Origin of the sequence: Ponticaulis profundi (assembly GCF_042659465.1) — a bacterium.
Lineage (GTDB): Bacteria > Pseudomonadota > Alphaproteobacteria > Caulobacterales > Hyphomonadaceae > Ponticaulis > Ponticaulis profundi.
Genome location: NZ_JBHSSW010000009.1, coordinates 47,358 through 60,819 on the forward strand (window position 1 = coordinate 47,358; position 13,462 = coordinate 60,819).

Annotated in this window: 15 protein-coding genes; 4 read left to right on the plus strand and 11 right to left on the minus strand. The window is 57.2% G+C overall.

Going from position 1 to position 13,462, the window contains the following annotated elements; genetic code table 11:
- Positions 1-3: 3 nt before the first annotated feature.
- From ACFQDM_RS07700 to ACFQDM_RS07720, 5 genes are all read right to left on the minus strand, one after another.
- Entirely contained in the window at positions 4-687 is a 684-nt protein-coding gene (locus ACFQDM_RS07700) for a CpaD family pilus assembly protein (RefSeq protein ID WP_377377625.1), read from the minus strand.
- Between the two features lie 13 nt (positions 688-700).
- Complete coding sequence (locus tag ACFQDM_RS07705; RefSeq protein WP_377377628.1) at positions 701-2,242, minus strand: type II and III secretion system protein family protein; 1,542 nt, start codon at positions 2,240-2,242, stop codon at positions 701-703.
- Positions 2,239-3,072, minus strand: coding sequence for a Flp pilus assembly protein CpaB (gene cpaB, locus ACFQDM_RS07710; RefSeq protein WP_377377631.1), 834 nt, complete (start codon positions 3,070-3,072; stop codon positions 2,239-2,241). The genes ACFQDM_RS07705 and cpaB overlap by 4 nt, the downstream gene beginning before the upstream one ends.
- Before the next feature lie 81 nt (positions 3,073-3,153).
- Entirely contained in the window at positions 3,154-3,669 is a 516-nt protein-coding gene (locus ACFQDM_RS07715; protein ID WP_377377634.1) for an A24 family peptidase, read from the minus strand.
- 222 nt (positions 3,670-3,891) lie between these two features.
- The gene (locus tag ACFQDM_RS07720; protein ID WP_377378375.1) at positions 3,892-4,068 is read right to left on the minus strand and encodes a Flp family type IVb pilin; all 177 of its coding nucleotides are present in this window, start codon (positions 4,066-4,068) and stop codon (positions 3,892-3,894) included.
- A 235-nt stretch (positions 4,069-4,303) separates the two neighbouring features.
- Here ACFQDM_RS07720 and ACFQDM_RS07725 point away from each other — a divergent pair, with 235 nt between their 5' ends.
- From ACFQDM_RS07725 to ACFQDM_RS07735, 3 genes are all read left to right on the plus strand, one after another.
- Positions 4,304-4,792 (plus strand): pilus assembly protein N-terminal domain-containing protein, encoded by a 489-nt coding sequence (locus ACFQDM_RS07725; protein WP_377377637.1) that lies wholly within the window; start codon positions 4,304-4,306, stop codon positions 4,790-4,792.
- A 125-nt stretch (positions 4,793-4,917) separates the two neighbouring features.
- Positions 4,918-5,487, plus strand: coding sequence for a TadE/TadG family type IV pilus assembly protein (locus ACFQDM_RS07730; protein ID WP_377377640.1), 570 nt, complete (start codon positions 4,918-4,920; stop codon positions 5,485-5,487).
- A gap of 5 nt (positions 5,488-5,492) precedes the next feature.
- A complete protein-coding gene (locus tag ACFQDM_RS07735) occupies positions 5,493-6,032 on the plus strand; it encodes a TadE/TadG family type IV pilus assembly protein (protein ID WP_377377641.1) in 540 nt (179 codons plus the stop codon).
- Between the two features lie 22 nt (positions 6,033-6,054).
- Here the strand turns inward: ACFQDM_RS07735 and ACFQDM_RS07740 are convergent, their stop codons facing one another.
- From ACFQDM_RS07740 to dapB, 4 genes are all read right to left on the minus strand, one after another.
- Positions 6,055-7,560, minus strand: a complete 1,506-nt coding sequence (locus tag ACFQDM_RS07740; protein WP_377377644.1) for an MFS transporter — start codon at positions 7,558-7,560, stop codon at positions 6,055-6,057.
- Between the two features lie 104 nt (positions 7,561-7,664).
- The gene (locus tag ACFQDM_RS07745) at positions 7,665-8,447 is read right to left on the minus strand and encodes a tyrosine-protein phosphatase (protein ID WP_377377646.1); all 783 of its coding nucleotides are present in this window, start codon (positions 8,445-8,447) and stop codon (positions 7,665-7,667) included.
- Between the two features lie 23 nt (positions 8,448-8,470).
- The gene (locus ACFQDM_RS07750) at positions 8,471-9,892 is read right to left on the minus strand and encodes an amidase family protein (protein WP_377377647.1); all 1,422 of its coding nucleotides are present in this window, start codon (positions 9,890-9,892) and stop codon (positions 8,471-8,473) included.
- 32 nt (positions 9,893-9,924) lie between these two features.
- Entirely contained in the window at positions 9,925-10,743 is an 819-nt protein-coding gene (gene dapB / locus ACFQDM_RS07755) for a 4-hydroxy-tetrahydrodipicolinate reductase (RefSeq protein WP_377377650.1), read from the minus strand.
- A gap of 108 nt (positions 10,744-10,851) precedes the next feature.
- On the opposite strand from dapB, the gene ACFQDM_RS07760 reads away from it, so the two are divergent.
- Positions 10,852-11,895: a hypothetical protein gene (locus ACFQDM_RS07760; protein ID WP_377377652.1), complete on the plus strand. Its 1,044-nt coding sequence runs from the start codon at positions 10,852-10,854 to the stop codon at positions 11,893-11,895.
- Here the strand turns inward: ACFQDM_RS07760 and ACFQDM_RS07765 are convergent.
- Complete coding sequence (locus tag ACFQDM_RS07765; RefSeq protein ID WP_377377655.1) at positions 11,892-12,380, minus strand: tellurite resistance TerB family protein; 489 nt, start codon at positions 12,378-12,380, stop codon at positions 11,892-11,894. The genes ACFQDM_RS07760 and ACFQDM_RS07765 overlap by 4 nt on opposite strands.
- A gap of 101 nt (positions 12,381-12,481) precedes the next feature.
- Positions 12,482-13,438 carry an MBL fold metallo-hydrolase gene (locus tag ACFQDM_RS07770; protein ID WP_377377658.1) on the minus strand — a complete coding sequence of 319 codons (957 nt, stop codon included), beginning with the start codon at positions 13,436-13,438 and terminating at the stop codon, positions 12,482-12,484.
- Positions 13,439-13,462: the final 24 nt, after the last annotated feature.

Genomic DNA, 13,462 nt, shown 5'->3' on the forward strand with positions numbered 1-13,462 from the left:
TCACTATTCAACAGCGTTGCTGATGGCGCCGGTTTCAGAATCCGTGCGCTCAGTCGCAGTTGGTTGGCCGGTTCGGTATTTGGTCAGAACATCGACACGACGGACGGTGTCAGCCGGATCTTCCGGACGCGCACCCAGGAGATCAGCCGGATCGGCGATCATCGCAGCAAGGTTTGCGTTCACAGAACAGCCGAAAGCCGGTGTCGGGTCGTTTGTGCTGGTGGCGGACAGATCAATCTGCGCCAGCGAAGGACAGTTCGGCCCAACGGCCTTGAAGGCCCGATACGCCAGCACAAGCGGTGCGTCCGGTGACCCATTGCTCGCATAATCACTGCGAGACACGTCGCGAACGCCGTAATCATAAGCCAGGTCATAAGTCTGCTCAGCGCTCTGCTCGAGCTTGGCCGCCCATGGGCTGCCTTGCGGGACAGACAGAATAAGCGGGCCATGACGCGCGCCACGTGATTTATAGTCCGCCAGAAAAGCCTTCATGCGATTGACTTCATGATAGGGCAGGCCCGGTGCGGCTTCCGACATGGCAACTTCCATGACGACCGTTTCTTCCACCACATCGATCTGGTGGCTGTAGCGATCATTCTGCCCGGTCTTGAGCATCGGATCATAGGTCGAGCAGGACGCCAGAAGGGCGAGCGCGCCAACACCAGAAATGAGTTTGAAATAGCTCATGTTTTCCGCTCCGCTACTCAATAATGAAACCGACTGGCGCATCGAAGGTCTCGCCTTCGGTGTTTGCGCCCGGCACAGCGTAAATATCGTTCAGGCGTCCAAGGAACATCGTCGCGAGGTCCCCGGCCGTGGAATAGCCATCACCCGGCGTCTTCAGCTTGTTCGGATCTGTCGGATCAACCAGATATGGCGTGACGATTACGACAAGTTCCGTCTCGTCATTCTGGAAGTCGCGGGACCGGAAGAGCGCGCCGAGAATTGGCACATTCTTGATGCCCGGAATGGAATCGAGCGTTTGCTGCGTGCTTTCCTGAATGAGACCGGCAATCATCGTGCTGCCGCCGGAAGGAAGCTCAACCGTCGTCTCAGCGCGGCGCACCGTCAGCGCTGGAATGTTGATGGTCTGCACCGTCGTCACATTGCCATTGGCGTCTGTTCCGGCAACCGATTGCGGCGCAAAGGCACCTTCCTGCGTCAGCTCTGAAACTTCCGTGGAAATGCGCAGAGAGATACGACCCTCTGACAGGACAACCGGTGTGAAACCAAGGCCGACACCGAACGGTTTGAATTCCAGCGAGATCTGGCCATTGTCATCCTGTCCAACCGGAACCGGATACTCACCACCCGCCAGGAATTTCGCCGATTCACCGGAGATCGCCGTCAGGTTTGGTTCTGCCAGCGTGCGGATCAGGCCGACGCGTTCCAGCGCATTCACCTCTGCACCGAGCGAGAACTGAGAGTCTGCGTCATTGGCATCAATGCCGATGCCGAGACCGCCAAGCACGCGGCCTGCAACGTTAAAGGCGTTGGTCGTCGAGAAGGTCACATCGTTGATAAAGGAGTCGCCGTTCGTGCCGACCGTCTTGCCGCCATTCAGATTGACGCCGAGCTGTTTGGTCAGGGTGCGCTGCATTTCAACAATGCGCACTTTCAGAAGCACCTGATCCTTACCTTCAACGCTCAGCAGGTTGATCACCTTGCTGTCGGATTCGTCGCCGCCGCCAGATCCGGAAGCCGCGCCGCCTGAACCGGCAGAACCGCTGCTGCTGCTCGCCGTGACGACAAAATTCTGCGCAAGTTCAACCGCGCGCATGGATTCAGCCGCATTCGCGACCCGGCCCGTCAGGATGATGGCGCCATTCGACGCTTCAACATTAATCCGCGCATCCGGCAGGAGGCGGCGATACAGATCATCAAGTCCTGTCAGGTCCTGCTCGACACGGATCTGCAGGTCCAGAATCTGATTGCCATAGATATCAAAGAAGAAGGCATTGGTTTCACCCGTGCTGACACCGCGGAAAATCACGCGTTGAGAGGTTCGCACGACCGCGTCTGCAATGGCCGGGTTCGTCACGATCACATCAGCCGCCGGAACCGGCAGCTCAATCACAGAGGATTTGTTGACCGGTAATAACAGATTGCGTGTGACAGGGGTTTTCCCGGATTCAGATACAGCGACCTGCACATTTGATTGTGCGGTCGCAGACAACCCACCCAGCCCTGACAAAGCAAGGAGGCCAGCCGTTAACACTGGCCCGATCATCTTGCCGATCATTGATTGCCTCCGATACTCGTCTGTTCGACGGAACCACTACGGTAAATCCGGACAGTGCCGCCATTATCGCGCGCCGCTTCCAGGGAGCCGGCTGCGATGACATCCGGCGCATCTTCGCGAGAATCTGACAGACCACGCAGAGAGAGTGAAATCTCACCCATCCGAGTGGCCAGCATCAGGGTTTCTGCATGCGCCGGCTTCAATTCCAAAGTCGCTGTCGTGCCCACAACAACGTCTTCATCTTCAATTTTCTGGAAACTCTGGTCGATTGCGAGCACGCGCACATTCTGCAGCACGGTACGTGTTGCAGGGCGCTCAACAATCATGTCGTTTTCAGCGACTTCGCGGTCATAGCTGAGAATAACGTCAACGCGGTCGCCTGGCAGAATGAAGCCGCCTGCCGCTGTTTCGACCGAAATCTCAACGGCCACAGCGCGCATGCCTTCGCTCAACACCGCGGTCAGCATGCTTTTGTCGCCGACCTGAACAACTTTCTGCGCAAGCACAGGTTCGCCAGAGAACACCGGAATGCGGACAATCGCACCAGCAAGTTCCGTCATGGCGTCAGGATTGGAAGCTTCCGTGAAATAAGCGTCGCTCAGGCGCTCTTCCGGCCAGGACTGCCATTCAAGATCATCCGGCGCGATCCGGTGGCCGACCTGCATGTCGATATTGGCAACGAGCACCTGCGAGAGTGGAATGGCCGGTTCTTCCGGGCCTTCTTCGACAAGCTGAACGACTGGCGCGGCTGGCTGACTGGACATATTCCGAACCAGCATGGCCGCCAGGAGCGCAGCACCCCCTGCAATAACGAGTATCAAGATGCGCATGACTGACACGATTCAAGCTCCTCCACCGGCCGATATTCCGGGAAACTTCTGTAAAAAAAGCACAATGCCTCTAAGGCATCGTTAATAAGCGAGGCCTGTCAGGCCGATTATTTGACTGACGATGACACTGGACTTGGCCGCCCAGATCGCTCCGAAGGCGATCGCGACCGCATAAGGGACCCCCGGACCTTCCACCACGGACCGGTGCAGAAAACCTGGAATCGCTGTCTGGGGGATCAGCCGCCGGGACAGAATAAACACCAGGGCGAGCACGCCGCCCGATAGCGCGATACCATATATATAAGGGAGCGTTGCGCCCGGCCCCATCCAGATCAGCACCGCAGGCAGGAGCTTTGCATCCCCTCCGCCGAACACGCCAACGGAAAAAAGCCCAATACAAACAATGAGTCCGATGAGACCGTAGAGATAATGCCAGCCAATGCTCGCCCAGTCGGCTCCGACCAGAAGCGCCGCTGGCAGGAAGAGAACGGCAAACGCAATCGACACCCAGTTGGGGATGGTCATGGTCGCCACATCGTGAATGGCAGCGAATGCCAGTCCTGAAAGGAATAGCGCCAGAATGAGCCAGGCAAGCATGTCAGATCCTCATTTTCTTGCGCAGAGTGTGCCCCGAAAACTGCCAAGAATTTCTGAACGCGGGATCTGAAGCGAAAAGCAGTTGAACGATTTTCTTAAGTAATGGCACCGGCGCGTTAACAGACCGGTCAACTATTCTGCGCGGACAAAAGAAAAACCGCCGGGCGAATGCCCGACGGTTTCCTTTAACACGAAGAAAATCGTGGTATGTGCGACCAGCTATTAAGAGCCAGCGCCTTTACCGATTTCCGTAGCAACGTTCTGGAACGTTTTCTCAGCGTTGCCGCCGAGTGCTGTGACGCCAGAAATAACTGCAACGGCGATCAGAGCTGCGATCAGGCCATACTCGATAGCTGTCGCACCAGATTTGTCTTTAAGAAAACGCATGATGTTTTTCATTTTCATTTCTCCCACATTGGCAAGGCAACCCGAGGAAGTTTTGGTTTTCGCCCCGGGATGTTCGGAAGCTACAGCAATGAAATGAAAACAGGGTTCACCTGACCCCAAAGTTTGACCCCTGCCGTTAAGGATTCTGTTCACCATAAAACGGCTTTTTCGCTGAAGAGCGGTATTTGTTAGCAAAAGAGCAAGGCTCTGCGTTTAATTTGACGAAAACGAATGGAGCCGCTCCGCTATGAAATGGATGTTTTTTGCTGCCGCACTCTCACTGTCTGCCATGCCAGCCGCGCAAGCGGATGTTGCGGGTCGTGCACCGGTTCCTGTCCAGAAGGTCCAGAAAACGACGTCTGAAAGCGTCGGACCTATTCTCCTTTCCTTTCAGGAAGCGGTGTCCATCGACATTCCTGAAACCATTGCGGGTGTCTCCGTGGGGAGTCCATATATAGCAGATGTCGCTGTCCATGATGAGCACAAACTTTTCATCTCGGCGCGTTCCTATGGGCGGACCAGCCTGCATGTGATTGATAAGGATGGACGTGTCGTCATTGATACGGTCATTCATGTCGTCGACGGATCTCAGACAAAGCTCAGCCTCGTCAGAGCGGGCTCGACCTACACATATGATTGTGCACCAGGCTGTGAAGTCGCACCGACACCCGGCGATGAGAAAACCTATTTCGAAGACGTAACAGGTCAGATCGGGGTTCTGAACGACGGCGACTAATCGCTTCGTTTTTTCCTCGCGCCGACCCTCGAGCGACGATTTCGATTAAATTTACCCGGTTTATGAAACGCGAAACCAACGCTGTTCACCTAATGTGAGCTCACTGTTTGTCAGGAGAGTTCGCATTGGTCGAAAGACATCTGGGAAAACGCGGGGAACGCCGACTAAACCGCATCCGATCTGCCCTCCATCGCTTCGCGGGTGAGGAAAAAGGATCAACGGTGGTCGAGTTCGCACTCGTTGCGGCCCCCTTTATCGTCATGCTGATCGGCCTGTTTGAAGTCTGCCTGATCTTTATTGCCACCACGACGCTGGAACACGGCGCGTCTGAAGCGGCCCGCCAGATCCGCACCGGTGAGCTTCAGTCATCCGGCGCGTCTGCTGAAACCTTCAAACAGCTCGTCTGCGATAACTCCTTCGGCATTCTCGACTGCAATGATCGCCTGAAAGTCGATGTGCGTGTGTTCGAAAGTTTCACGAACACCAGCAATGACAACCCGATCAAGGACGGCAAGGTGGACGATTCGGCCCTGCAATTCGACGCGGGCGAAGGCAATGACATCGTTCTGGCTCGCGTCTTTTACGAGTGGAACCTGATCACGCCCGTTATCAGCGCCCCGCTTTCCAATATGGATGAAAACAAGCGCCTGCTTCAGGCGAATGTCGCCTTCCGTAACGAGCCGTTCGGAGACTAAGGCCCATGCTGATCAATCCTTTTACCAAAGCGATGCGCAAGTTTCGGGAAGACCGCTCCGGTGTGTCCGCGGTTGAGTTTGCGCTCATTCTGCCGGTTTTCGCGCTTCTGTTCTTCGCCAGTATCGAGGTCTCGTTCCTGATGCTGGTCGACCGGAAAGTGACCCAGACGGCCTCGACACTTGGTGACCTGGTCGCCCGGGCAACGGCGGTCTCGAACAGTGATCTGGATGATATCTTTCACGCCTCAAACGCGCTTTTCCAGCCTTATGATGGCTCAAAGGCCCGGATGCGTGTCACGAGCGTGCAGCAGAACGGCACGAAAACCGAAGTGCTCTGGTCAGAAGCGCAGAACATGACCGCCTATAGCAAGGGTGCGAGCGTCACCATTCCGTCCGGCCTTCTGGAAAACGGACAGAGCGTGGTCATTTCCGAGGTCAGTTATGACTATGACTCGACGCTCGGATACTTTCTGCCATCCACCAAAGTGCTCGATGAGACCTTCTATCTGCGCCCGCGTCGCACGGAGACGGTAGAGCGGAGATAACCCCGCTCTATCAAATCTCGCCTCAGGTCTGTTTGGGGTATTTCACACGCAAGAGCGCAATCAATCCGATCAGGAAGAGCGCGCTGATGGTCGACATGCCAATCCGCTGGCTGTTGAACGCTGATGTGAAAATCTCCACCAGGAGCGGGCCGAGCCAGACCGTTACCGTGCCGGCAATCGCATAGAGCCCGAAGAACTCCCCCATCATGTGTTTTGGCGCCATGCCCACCAGCATGGCACGGGAAGATGAAATACAGGCCGTCGCGAACGTCCCGAGCAGGGAGGCAATCGCCAGATACGCCCAGTCATGCGTGTGGGAGTAAATACTGCCCGGCAGAACCCGTTCTGATTCAATCAGGCCATAGAGAATGCTTTCCTGCGTGATCGAAATGGTCAGGAACAGGATGACGGTCAGGGCTGACAATTCCACGATCAGCGCATTCCGCGATCCGAAGACCCGGTCCAGAAATGCACCGAAAAAGCCGCCGACCGTCGCAAAGATGGACAGCCAGACCGCATAGCCCACAAGCTCGACCACATTCCAGTTCAACGCGCCCGCCACATAGACCGCGCCAAGTGCCAAAAGGGCCTGCATGCCATCTGCATAGATCATCCGCGCAACGAGATATTTCATGATCTCCTTGTGATCGCGCGCCTTCTTGATCGTGTTCCAGAGCCCCAGCATGCCTTCCCGGATGGCGCGCACCCAGCTTGCCCCGCGACGCCCGGAATCCGGACAGTTCATGAAGAACGGCCAGATGAACACACACAGCCAGACCGCCGCAATCGGCCCTGCCAGCCGGTAATGCTCGTTCTCAGCGACATTCACACCAAAGAGCGGTGCATCAAATGGCCAGCCCATCATGGCGGGCATGGCAAACCCAACCACAATCAGGAGCATGAGCAGGGTTCCGGCAAGATTACCAAGAGCCAGCCCGTGGCCGGAAATGCTCGGCAGCACTTCCGGGCGCCCGGAATCTGCCAGCATGGAATTATGGATCACCTCCGAATAGGTGAAACAGGTCGACCCGACGATCAGGATCACCGCGACCCAAAAGAGGGAAATCCCGGCATCACCCGGCTGAACGAACCAGAGCAGGCTCGCCATCGCGGCCAGTGTAAACAGAAACACAGCGACGAGCGGCTTTCGCTTGCCACCGCGATCAAGCGCAGCCCCAAGGATCGGCGCGGTCAAAGCCGCTGCAAAGCCTGCCCATTTCGTGACGCCTGCAACGAAGGCCTGACCATGTGCATTGGCGGCGCGCGCAGCTGCTTCCGGCGTCATGCCATCAAACATGCCATCGGCGAGCGCATTCGCACCCACAACATCGCGCGCCAGATAAGGCGCGAAGATGTAAACGACGACCAGAAGATAATAAGGATTCCGGGCGAATTCGAACAGCACCCAGGCTGTTCCGGATTTGCCCCACGCACCGCCTCTCTGCTCGGGTGGCACGCTGGTTGGCATATCGCCGTCAACCGCAGCCGTCATGGCTGGCTTGCCGGTATTGCTGTTAGCCAGAGTCATTGGTTTTGCTTCCTCCCGCGACTATTTCTGCCGCTTCCGAAAGGCAGACTGCGTCATTTACCGGGAGAAAACCAGTAGAGTTTCGTGGCCGAAGTTCGACCGGGTTATGTCTGAAGGAAGCGTTTCTTGAGGCGATCGCCCATTTCATCATCCACGCCGAGCACCTCTCGCGCATAATTGCGCGGTGACCCGTGCGCATCTGACATCACTTCAAACGCGTTTTCGAGATAGACGTCCCGCACACCCATGAAAGGACGATAGACATCGGCTTCATGGTTCGCGCCCAGCGCTTCGTTAAAGCGTTTGCGGGCCTCCGGCAGGAAGCGATCAATATCGACGGCTTCATTGGTCAGGATATAATCCTCTGCAACATCCTTCTCATCCACACCCAGGACGATATGTGTGAGCGCGCAGATAATGCCTGTGCGGTCTTTACCGGCAGCGCAGTGAACCACCGCAGCGCCTTCCCCGCCTTCACGCGCCAGCCCGTCAAACCAGGCGCGGAACAGCGCGATATGGTGCTCTTTGAACGGCGCCGCGCGATAGTATTTCGTCATATAGCCTTCGATGGACTCCGGCGTGACATTGTCACCCTGGAGAGCAGCGATATGCGCTGGCACTTCTTCGCGGCCACCTTCATGGCTGATCTGCTCGACATGCTCGGCTGGCCAGCGATTTGGCTGACGGTCGCGCTCATCAGGGCGGCGAAGATCGATGTGATAGGAAACGCCAAGAGAATCGAGAAACGCTACATCCTTGTCGGTCGCTTCATTGTAATGGCCTGACCGAAACAGAAGACCCGGACGGATCACACCATTGGGCGTGGCGTAGCCACCGAAATCCCGGAAGTTGCGCACACCTTCCAGCGGTTTGACTCGATCTTCCATTTCCATCCCCTGTTTCGTGATTTTCACAAGAGCCCTAAATCAGAAGGCGGGCGCCTGAAACCCCCAAAAACACTTTCACAAGCTTCCGCGATATCAAGAATACGTGCGTCTTCGCCCTGCGCGCCGATAATCTGCATGCCGACAGGCAGACCCTCACGGGTCCGTCCCATGGGAATGGTGACCACCGGCAAATGGCAGGCTGTCGCAAGGGCAATCCAGGTGAGATGCGTGCCATAAGGCACTTTCTCGCCATTCACATCGAGCTTGCGGGACAGCACATTGCCGCGCGGCTTGTGTTCGAAAGCCGGTGTCGGAGAGACCGGCATGATCAGCGCATCGTACGACTCAAAAAAGGCGCGCATCATGCCTTTCAGAGCGGCGCGTCGACCATCCGCCTGCATCCACTCGACATGGGTCTGGCTTGCCTTGATCGCCCAGTTGCGCGCCGTGAACGGGTTCTTCGAGAAGGACTGCAACAGCTTCAGCACCGGCCGGATGGTTCGAATGCCCATCATTTCCAGATTCGAGGCTTCCATGGCCGTGACCGGGATCAGCAGGGACAGATACACATCGATCAGCTCATCCGGATCGAGATCCGGCATGGCCATAGTCATGTCTGCGCCAATGGAATCGAGCTCATGGCTGGCGACCCGCAGGATATCGGTAATCTCCCGGTCGAGCGGCCAGCCTTCATTCTCTGGCCAGACCGCAAGTCGGACACCATGCAGGTGAAGATTGGGGCGACCACCCTGCGTCGCGCCATGCTGAATAACCGAACGCAGCAGTTTCAGGTCCCGGACGGTCCGCGCCATCGGGCCAACAACATTCAGATCGACCTCGCCGCGATATTCCGGCGCGGGCGGGATATGGCCATATTGCGAGATGACGCCATAGGTCGGTTTCAGCGAACACACCCCGGTGAAATGAGCCGGGATGCGCAGCGACCCGCCAATATCCGAACCCACTTCCAGAGGCGTCATGCCGGAAGCGAGCGATGCAGCGGCGCCGCCTGATGACCCGCCCGGCGTGCGCGTCAGATCATACGGGTTGTTGGTCGCCCCGGAGAGCTTGTTACCGCTTTGCCAGTCACTGGCGAGATAAGGCACATTCGTCTTGCCCCAGATAACGGCCCCAGCCGCTTTCAATCGCCTGACAACATCTGCATCCGGCACGGGTCTGGAGCGGCTTGCATATTGCGGCGCCCCGGCGCTTGCCGGCATGTTATCAACGTCGAGCGTATCCTTGATGGTCATAGGCAGGCCGTGCAACGGACCCAGCACATTGCCATCGGCCCGCTTGCCGTCGAGCGCATTCGCGCGTTCGCGGGCGCGCTCAATATCGGTCTTGATAATGGCGTTCAGATGCCTGTTGACGCTCTTGAAGCGACGAATATGGGCATCCAGCAATTCAAGAGATGTGATGCGGCCCGCTTCCAGGGCTTCCATTTGTCGCCAGGCCGGTTGAAAGCAGAGCTCGCTCACAGGCCGAGGACATGCTTCATGGAATACCAGCCTGCCGGTTTGCCGACAGCCCACTGCGCCGCTTTCATGGCGCCGCGCGCAAACACCCGGCGATCAAGCGCCGTATGCGAAAGGCTGAGCACTTCTTCCATCGCGCCGAAGCTGACCTCGTGCTCACCGATCACGCCGCCGGAACGACGCACGGAAAATCCGATCTTGCCTTCAGGTCGCTCGCCGGTGACGCCATCATAAGGCGGCAGACGCAAGTCATCGAGCGGCGCACCGCACCCGTCAGCAGCCGCCTCACCCAGCAGAAGCGCCGTCCCGGAAGGCGCATCCACCTTGTGCCTGTGGTGTGTCTCCAGCACTTCAATATCCCATTCCGGACCGAGTGACTTCGCCGCGCGGCGAACGAGTTCGGCCAGCATGTTCACCCCAAGCGAAAAATTCCCCGAAAAGACGATCGCGTAATGCTGCGACCATTCCTGAAGGGCGAGTAACTCATCCTGCGTGAAGCCTGTTGTACCAATCACCACGGCTTTCACGCCTGTGCCCTTGAGCGCAGACAAAGCCGACAAGGTCGCCTGAGGCCGGGTAAAATCCACATAGGCATGGGCGCCCTGCGCCGCTGCTTCCAGATCGGTTGTCAGCTGAACGCCGGTATCACGCTCGCCCAGAATCTCTCCGATATCCTTACCAATGCCGGGGAAAACAGGGGCCTCGGTCGCGCCGAACAGCTCAAGATCCGGATCAGACAGGGCCAGTCCGCTTAACGCCTGACCCATGCGGCCAGCCGCGCCAGCAACAACAATTCGCGTAGGTGATTTTTCGGTCATGACTCTATAGAGACGGCGTTCTACAAAACGTCAATCCGGATTTGAGTCTCGGTCTGGCCATGACCGACAAAGCGCAACAGTCTTTGCGCGCAGTGTGAGAGTGACATCATGATTTTCAACCTGTTTGGATCGAAATCAAGGACCCGGGTCCGGAAGATCACGCTCCATATCGGGTATGAAAAATGCGGCTCAAAGAGCATTCAGCGGTTTTTGCATTCGAACCGGACGCGCTTGTCGGAACAAGGGTTTGAAACAACGGACGTCACCAAAGTCAGCACCTATGACCTGGCGCTGATGGCTTATGCCGGCATGCCGGGCTTTCGCGACATATTCAGCAATCGGACAGGAAAAAACTTCTCAACGGATGGCGCGCTGCGCCAGTCTATCGATGCCAGTCTTCGCAAGGCGTTTGCCTCAGAACCCGAAGCGCATTGGCTGTTTTCCTTTGAGGGCCTGCTCCATGTGCCCCCGGCTGGGATTGTGCGCCTGAGAAAACTGCTCACCACCTTCTGCGATGAGATCTCCATTGTGTGTTTCGTGCGCCGACAGGACCGTCAGGCCATTAGCGGATACACAACGCGGCTTCGCAATGATGGTCTCACCCTCCGCTCCCCGCTCGCAAACATAGATGGCGGCCCCGTCGGCATTGATTACTTTGCCTGTCTGGAAAACTGGCGCGCCGCATTTGGACGCGAAGCCCTCAGCGTTTATGCCTTTGAAGACAATACCGATGTTGTTGAGGTCATCGCAGACCATCTCGGGCTCGACACCGACGGTCTGACCTTCCCGGAACGGGAGAACACATCCCTGTCCGCCCATAGCCAGGAAATCCTGCGCAGCTTTAACGACCTACATAACAATCAGGCCGATTTTCAGGATCATCTGCCAGAGCTACGCGCAAAGCTGAGGGCCATTCTGCCCAAAGGGCTGGGACGCCTGCCAACGCGCGCAGAAGTGCACGCATATCTGACGCGCTTCGAAACCGGAAATGAGGACCTGCGCGGCACGTATCTGCCAGAAGGCAGCGCCTTTTACCGCGAACTTCTGGACTATCCGGAAACCGAGCAGATCGAACGGGTCAGTCGCGAGGAAGTGGACGCCTGGGTCCAGAAAGCGGCCCTGGCCGCCGGTATCGAACTCGCGCCGCGCTAACCGCGCCGGAAAATCGCTTTCACGCGCTCGACCAGAGAATATTGCCGCGCCCATTCGCGATACATCTCGCGATCCTTTTCCCGCTGCGCCTGTTCTTCAGCTGTAAAGGCTTTCAGATCGGACGCGATCCGGTCAGCATCAATGCTGGCAAGATGGCGTGCCTGAAAGGTCTCGATCAGGTCGCGCTCATTGTCACAAACGGTGCCATCCTGCTGAAAAATGGTGTTGGCCATATCAATCAGGCGTGCGCGGTCATGCGGATTGGAAATGTCTGCCCAGATGGCATCCAGCGACACCGGGTGGTCGACCTGATTGTTCAGATCAGACCGATCAGCATCACGCAAACCCTGATGGGTATTGATGATGTGGTGGAGCGTTTCTTTTTCGTCCGGATGAAGCTCATGGTCGGACCATGCGAGCGCAATCAGGCCACGATAAAGCGCCAGCTTGCTGGCTTTCTGGTCTTCGATAACGGCTTCAGACATGGTCCCACTCCTGATTTCCTGATCGGAAACTAGGTTCAGAACCTTAATTTCAGGCGAATCCGGAAGGCGGAAATGGCGCGATCAGATCTCGCCAGATCGGTCTAGTCCTCGATGTAAACGAAGGCGTCATCAGATGTTTCGATATGCCCGACGCCCGGAAACGGGAAGTGATAGGCATAGATCTGTTCACCGCTCTCTGCGAGTTCAGCAAGCAGCGCTTCACGGCTGGCGCGTGCTGTTGGCTCATCGGTGTCAAAATTGATCTTCCAGCCCGGATGACCCACCGAAATGACGAAATGGTGCACGGAATCGCCCACATAGAGCAGCGTCTCTTCACCAGACGCAATGCGGAAGGCCGAGTGACCTGGCGTGTGGCCCGCAACCTCAACGGCCGTCACCATGCCCGGAACGATCTCTTCGCCTGGCGTGAAGGTTTCAACAACCGGCTCGATCACGCTGACAATGCCCGCCTGCTCTTCATTTTCCTGCATGAACGCCCATTCTGATTCCGACATGAGAATGCTGGCATTCGGGAATGCGAGCGCGCCGTCCTTAACGAGGCCGCCCACATGGTCGAAATGCGAGTGCGAAATCAGGATCATTGAAATGTCGGCTGGCGCGACGCCTGCCGCGTCCATCGAGGTCATCAGGTTGCCAGCCGGTGGACCGCCCGTGCCTGCATCGAACAGGATCGTCGCTTCAGGCGTCTTCAGCACCATTGGGTGCAGGGAAAGGCTCAGCGTTTCGCTTTCCAGGCCTGCGCTCTCAAGCGCAGCGGACACGTCTTCGACAGGTTGCTGATTGAAAGGCGAATCCGCGACCGGCATGGTGAAACCACCATCAACGAGCGCAATCGCTTCGAGCTCACCGATCGCAAAGGTCACGACCTCATCGGTGCTGGCCGCCATGGTTTCGGTCGGCTCCGGCGTCGGTGTCGGTTCAGCCGTTTCTGTCACCTCAGGCGTTGGCTCCGGCTCAGGCGCCGGGGCAGGTTCCTGAGAACAGCCTGCGATCATGAGTGCGAGAAAACTGGCGGAAAGAAGGCTGATGGATTTCATGAAAAAAAGGCCCCTGCGTTTTGA

Bases quoted from the DNA above. Each gene is read 5' to 3' on its own strand.
- ACFQDM_RS07700 (WP_377377625.1), bottom strand. From the start codon at position 687: ATGAGCTATTTCAAACTCATTTCTGGTGTTGGCGCGCTCGCCCTTCTG.
- ACFQDM_RS07705 (WP_377377628.1), bottom strand. From the start codon at position 2,242: ATGATCGGCAAGATGATCGGGCCAGTGTTAACGGCTGGCCTCCTTGCT.
- cpaB (WP_377377631.1), bottom strand. From the start codon at position 3,072: ATGCGCATCTTGATACTCGTTATTGCAGGGGGTGCTGCGCTCCTGGCG.
- ACFQDM_RS07715 (WP_377377634.1), bottom strand. From the start codon at position 3,669: ATGCTTGCCTGGCTCATTCTGGCGCTATTCCTTTCAGGACTGGCATTC.
- ACFQDM_RS07720 (WP_377378375.1), bottom strand. From the start codon at position 4,068: ATGAAAAACATCATGCGTTTTCTTAAAGACAAATCTGGTGCGACAGCT.
- ACFQDM_RS07725 (WP_377377637.1), top strand. From the start codon at position 4,304: ATGAAATGGATGTTTTTTGCTGCCGCACTCTCACTGTCTGCCATGCCA.
- ACFQDM_RS07735 (WP_377377641.1), top strand. From the start codon at position 5,493: ATGCTGATCAATCCTTTTACCAAAGCGATGCGCAAGTTTCGGGAAGAC.
- ACFQDM_RS07740 (WP_377377644.1), bottom strand. From the start codon at position 7,560: ATGACTCTGGCTAACAGCAATACCGGCAAGCCAGCCATGACGGCTGCG.
- ACFQDM_RS07745 (WP_377377646.1), bottom strand. From the start codon at position 8,447: ATGGAAGATCGAGTCAAACCGCTGGAAGGTGTGCGCAACTTCCGGGAT.
- ACFQDM_RS07750 (WP_377377647.1), bottom strand. From the start codon at position 9,892: ATGGAAGCCCTGGAAGCGGGCCGCATCACATCTCTTGAATTGCTGGAT.
- dapB (WP_377377650.1), bottom strand. From the start codon at position 10,743: ATGACCGAAAAATCACCTACGCGAATTGTTGTTGCTGGCGCGGCTGGC.
- ACFQDM_RS07760 (WP_377377652.1), top strand. From the start codon at position 10,852: ATGATTTTCAACCTGTTTGGATCGAAATCAAGGACCCGGGTCCGGAAG.
- ACFQDM_RS07765 (WP_377377655.1), bottom strand. From the start codon at position 12,380: ATGTCTGAAGCCGTTATCGAAGACCAGAAAGCCAGCAAGCTGGCGCTT.
- ACFQDM_RS07770 (WP_377377658.1), bottom strand. From the start codon at position 13,438: ATGAAATCCATCAGCCTTCTTTCCGCCAGTTTTCTCGCACTCATGATC.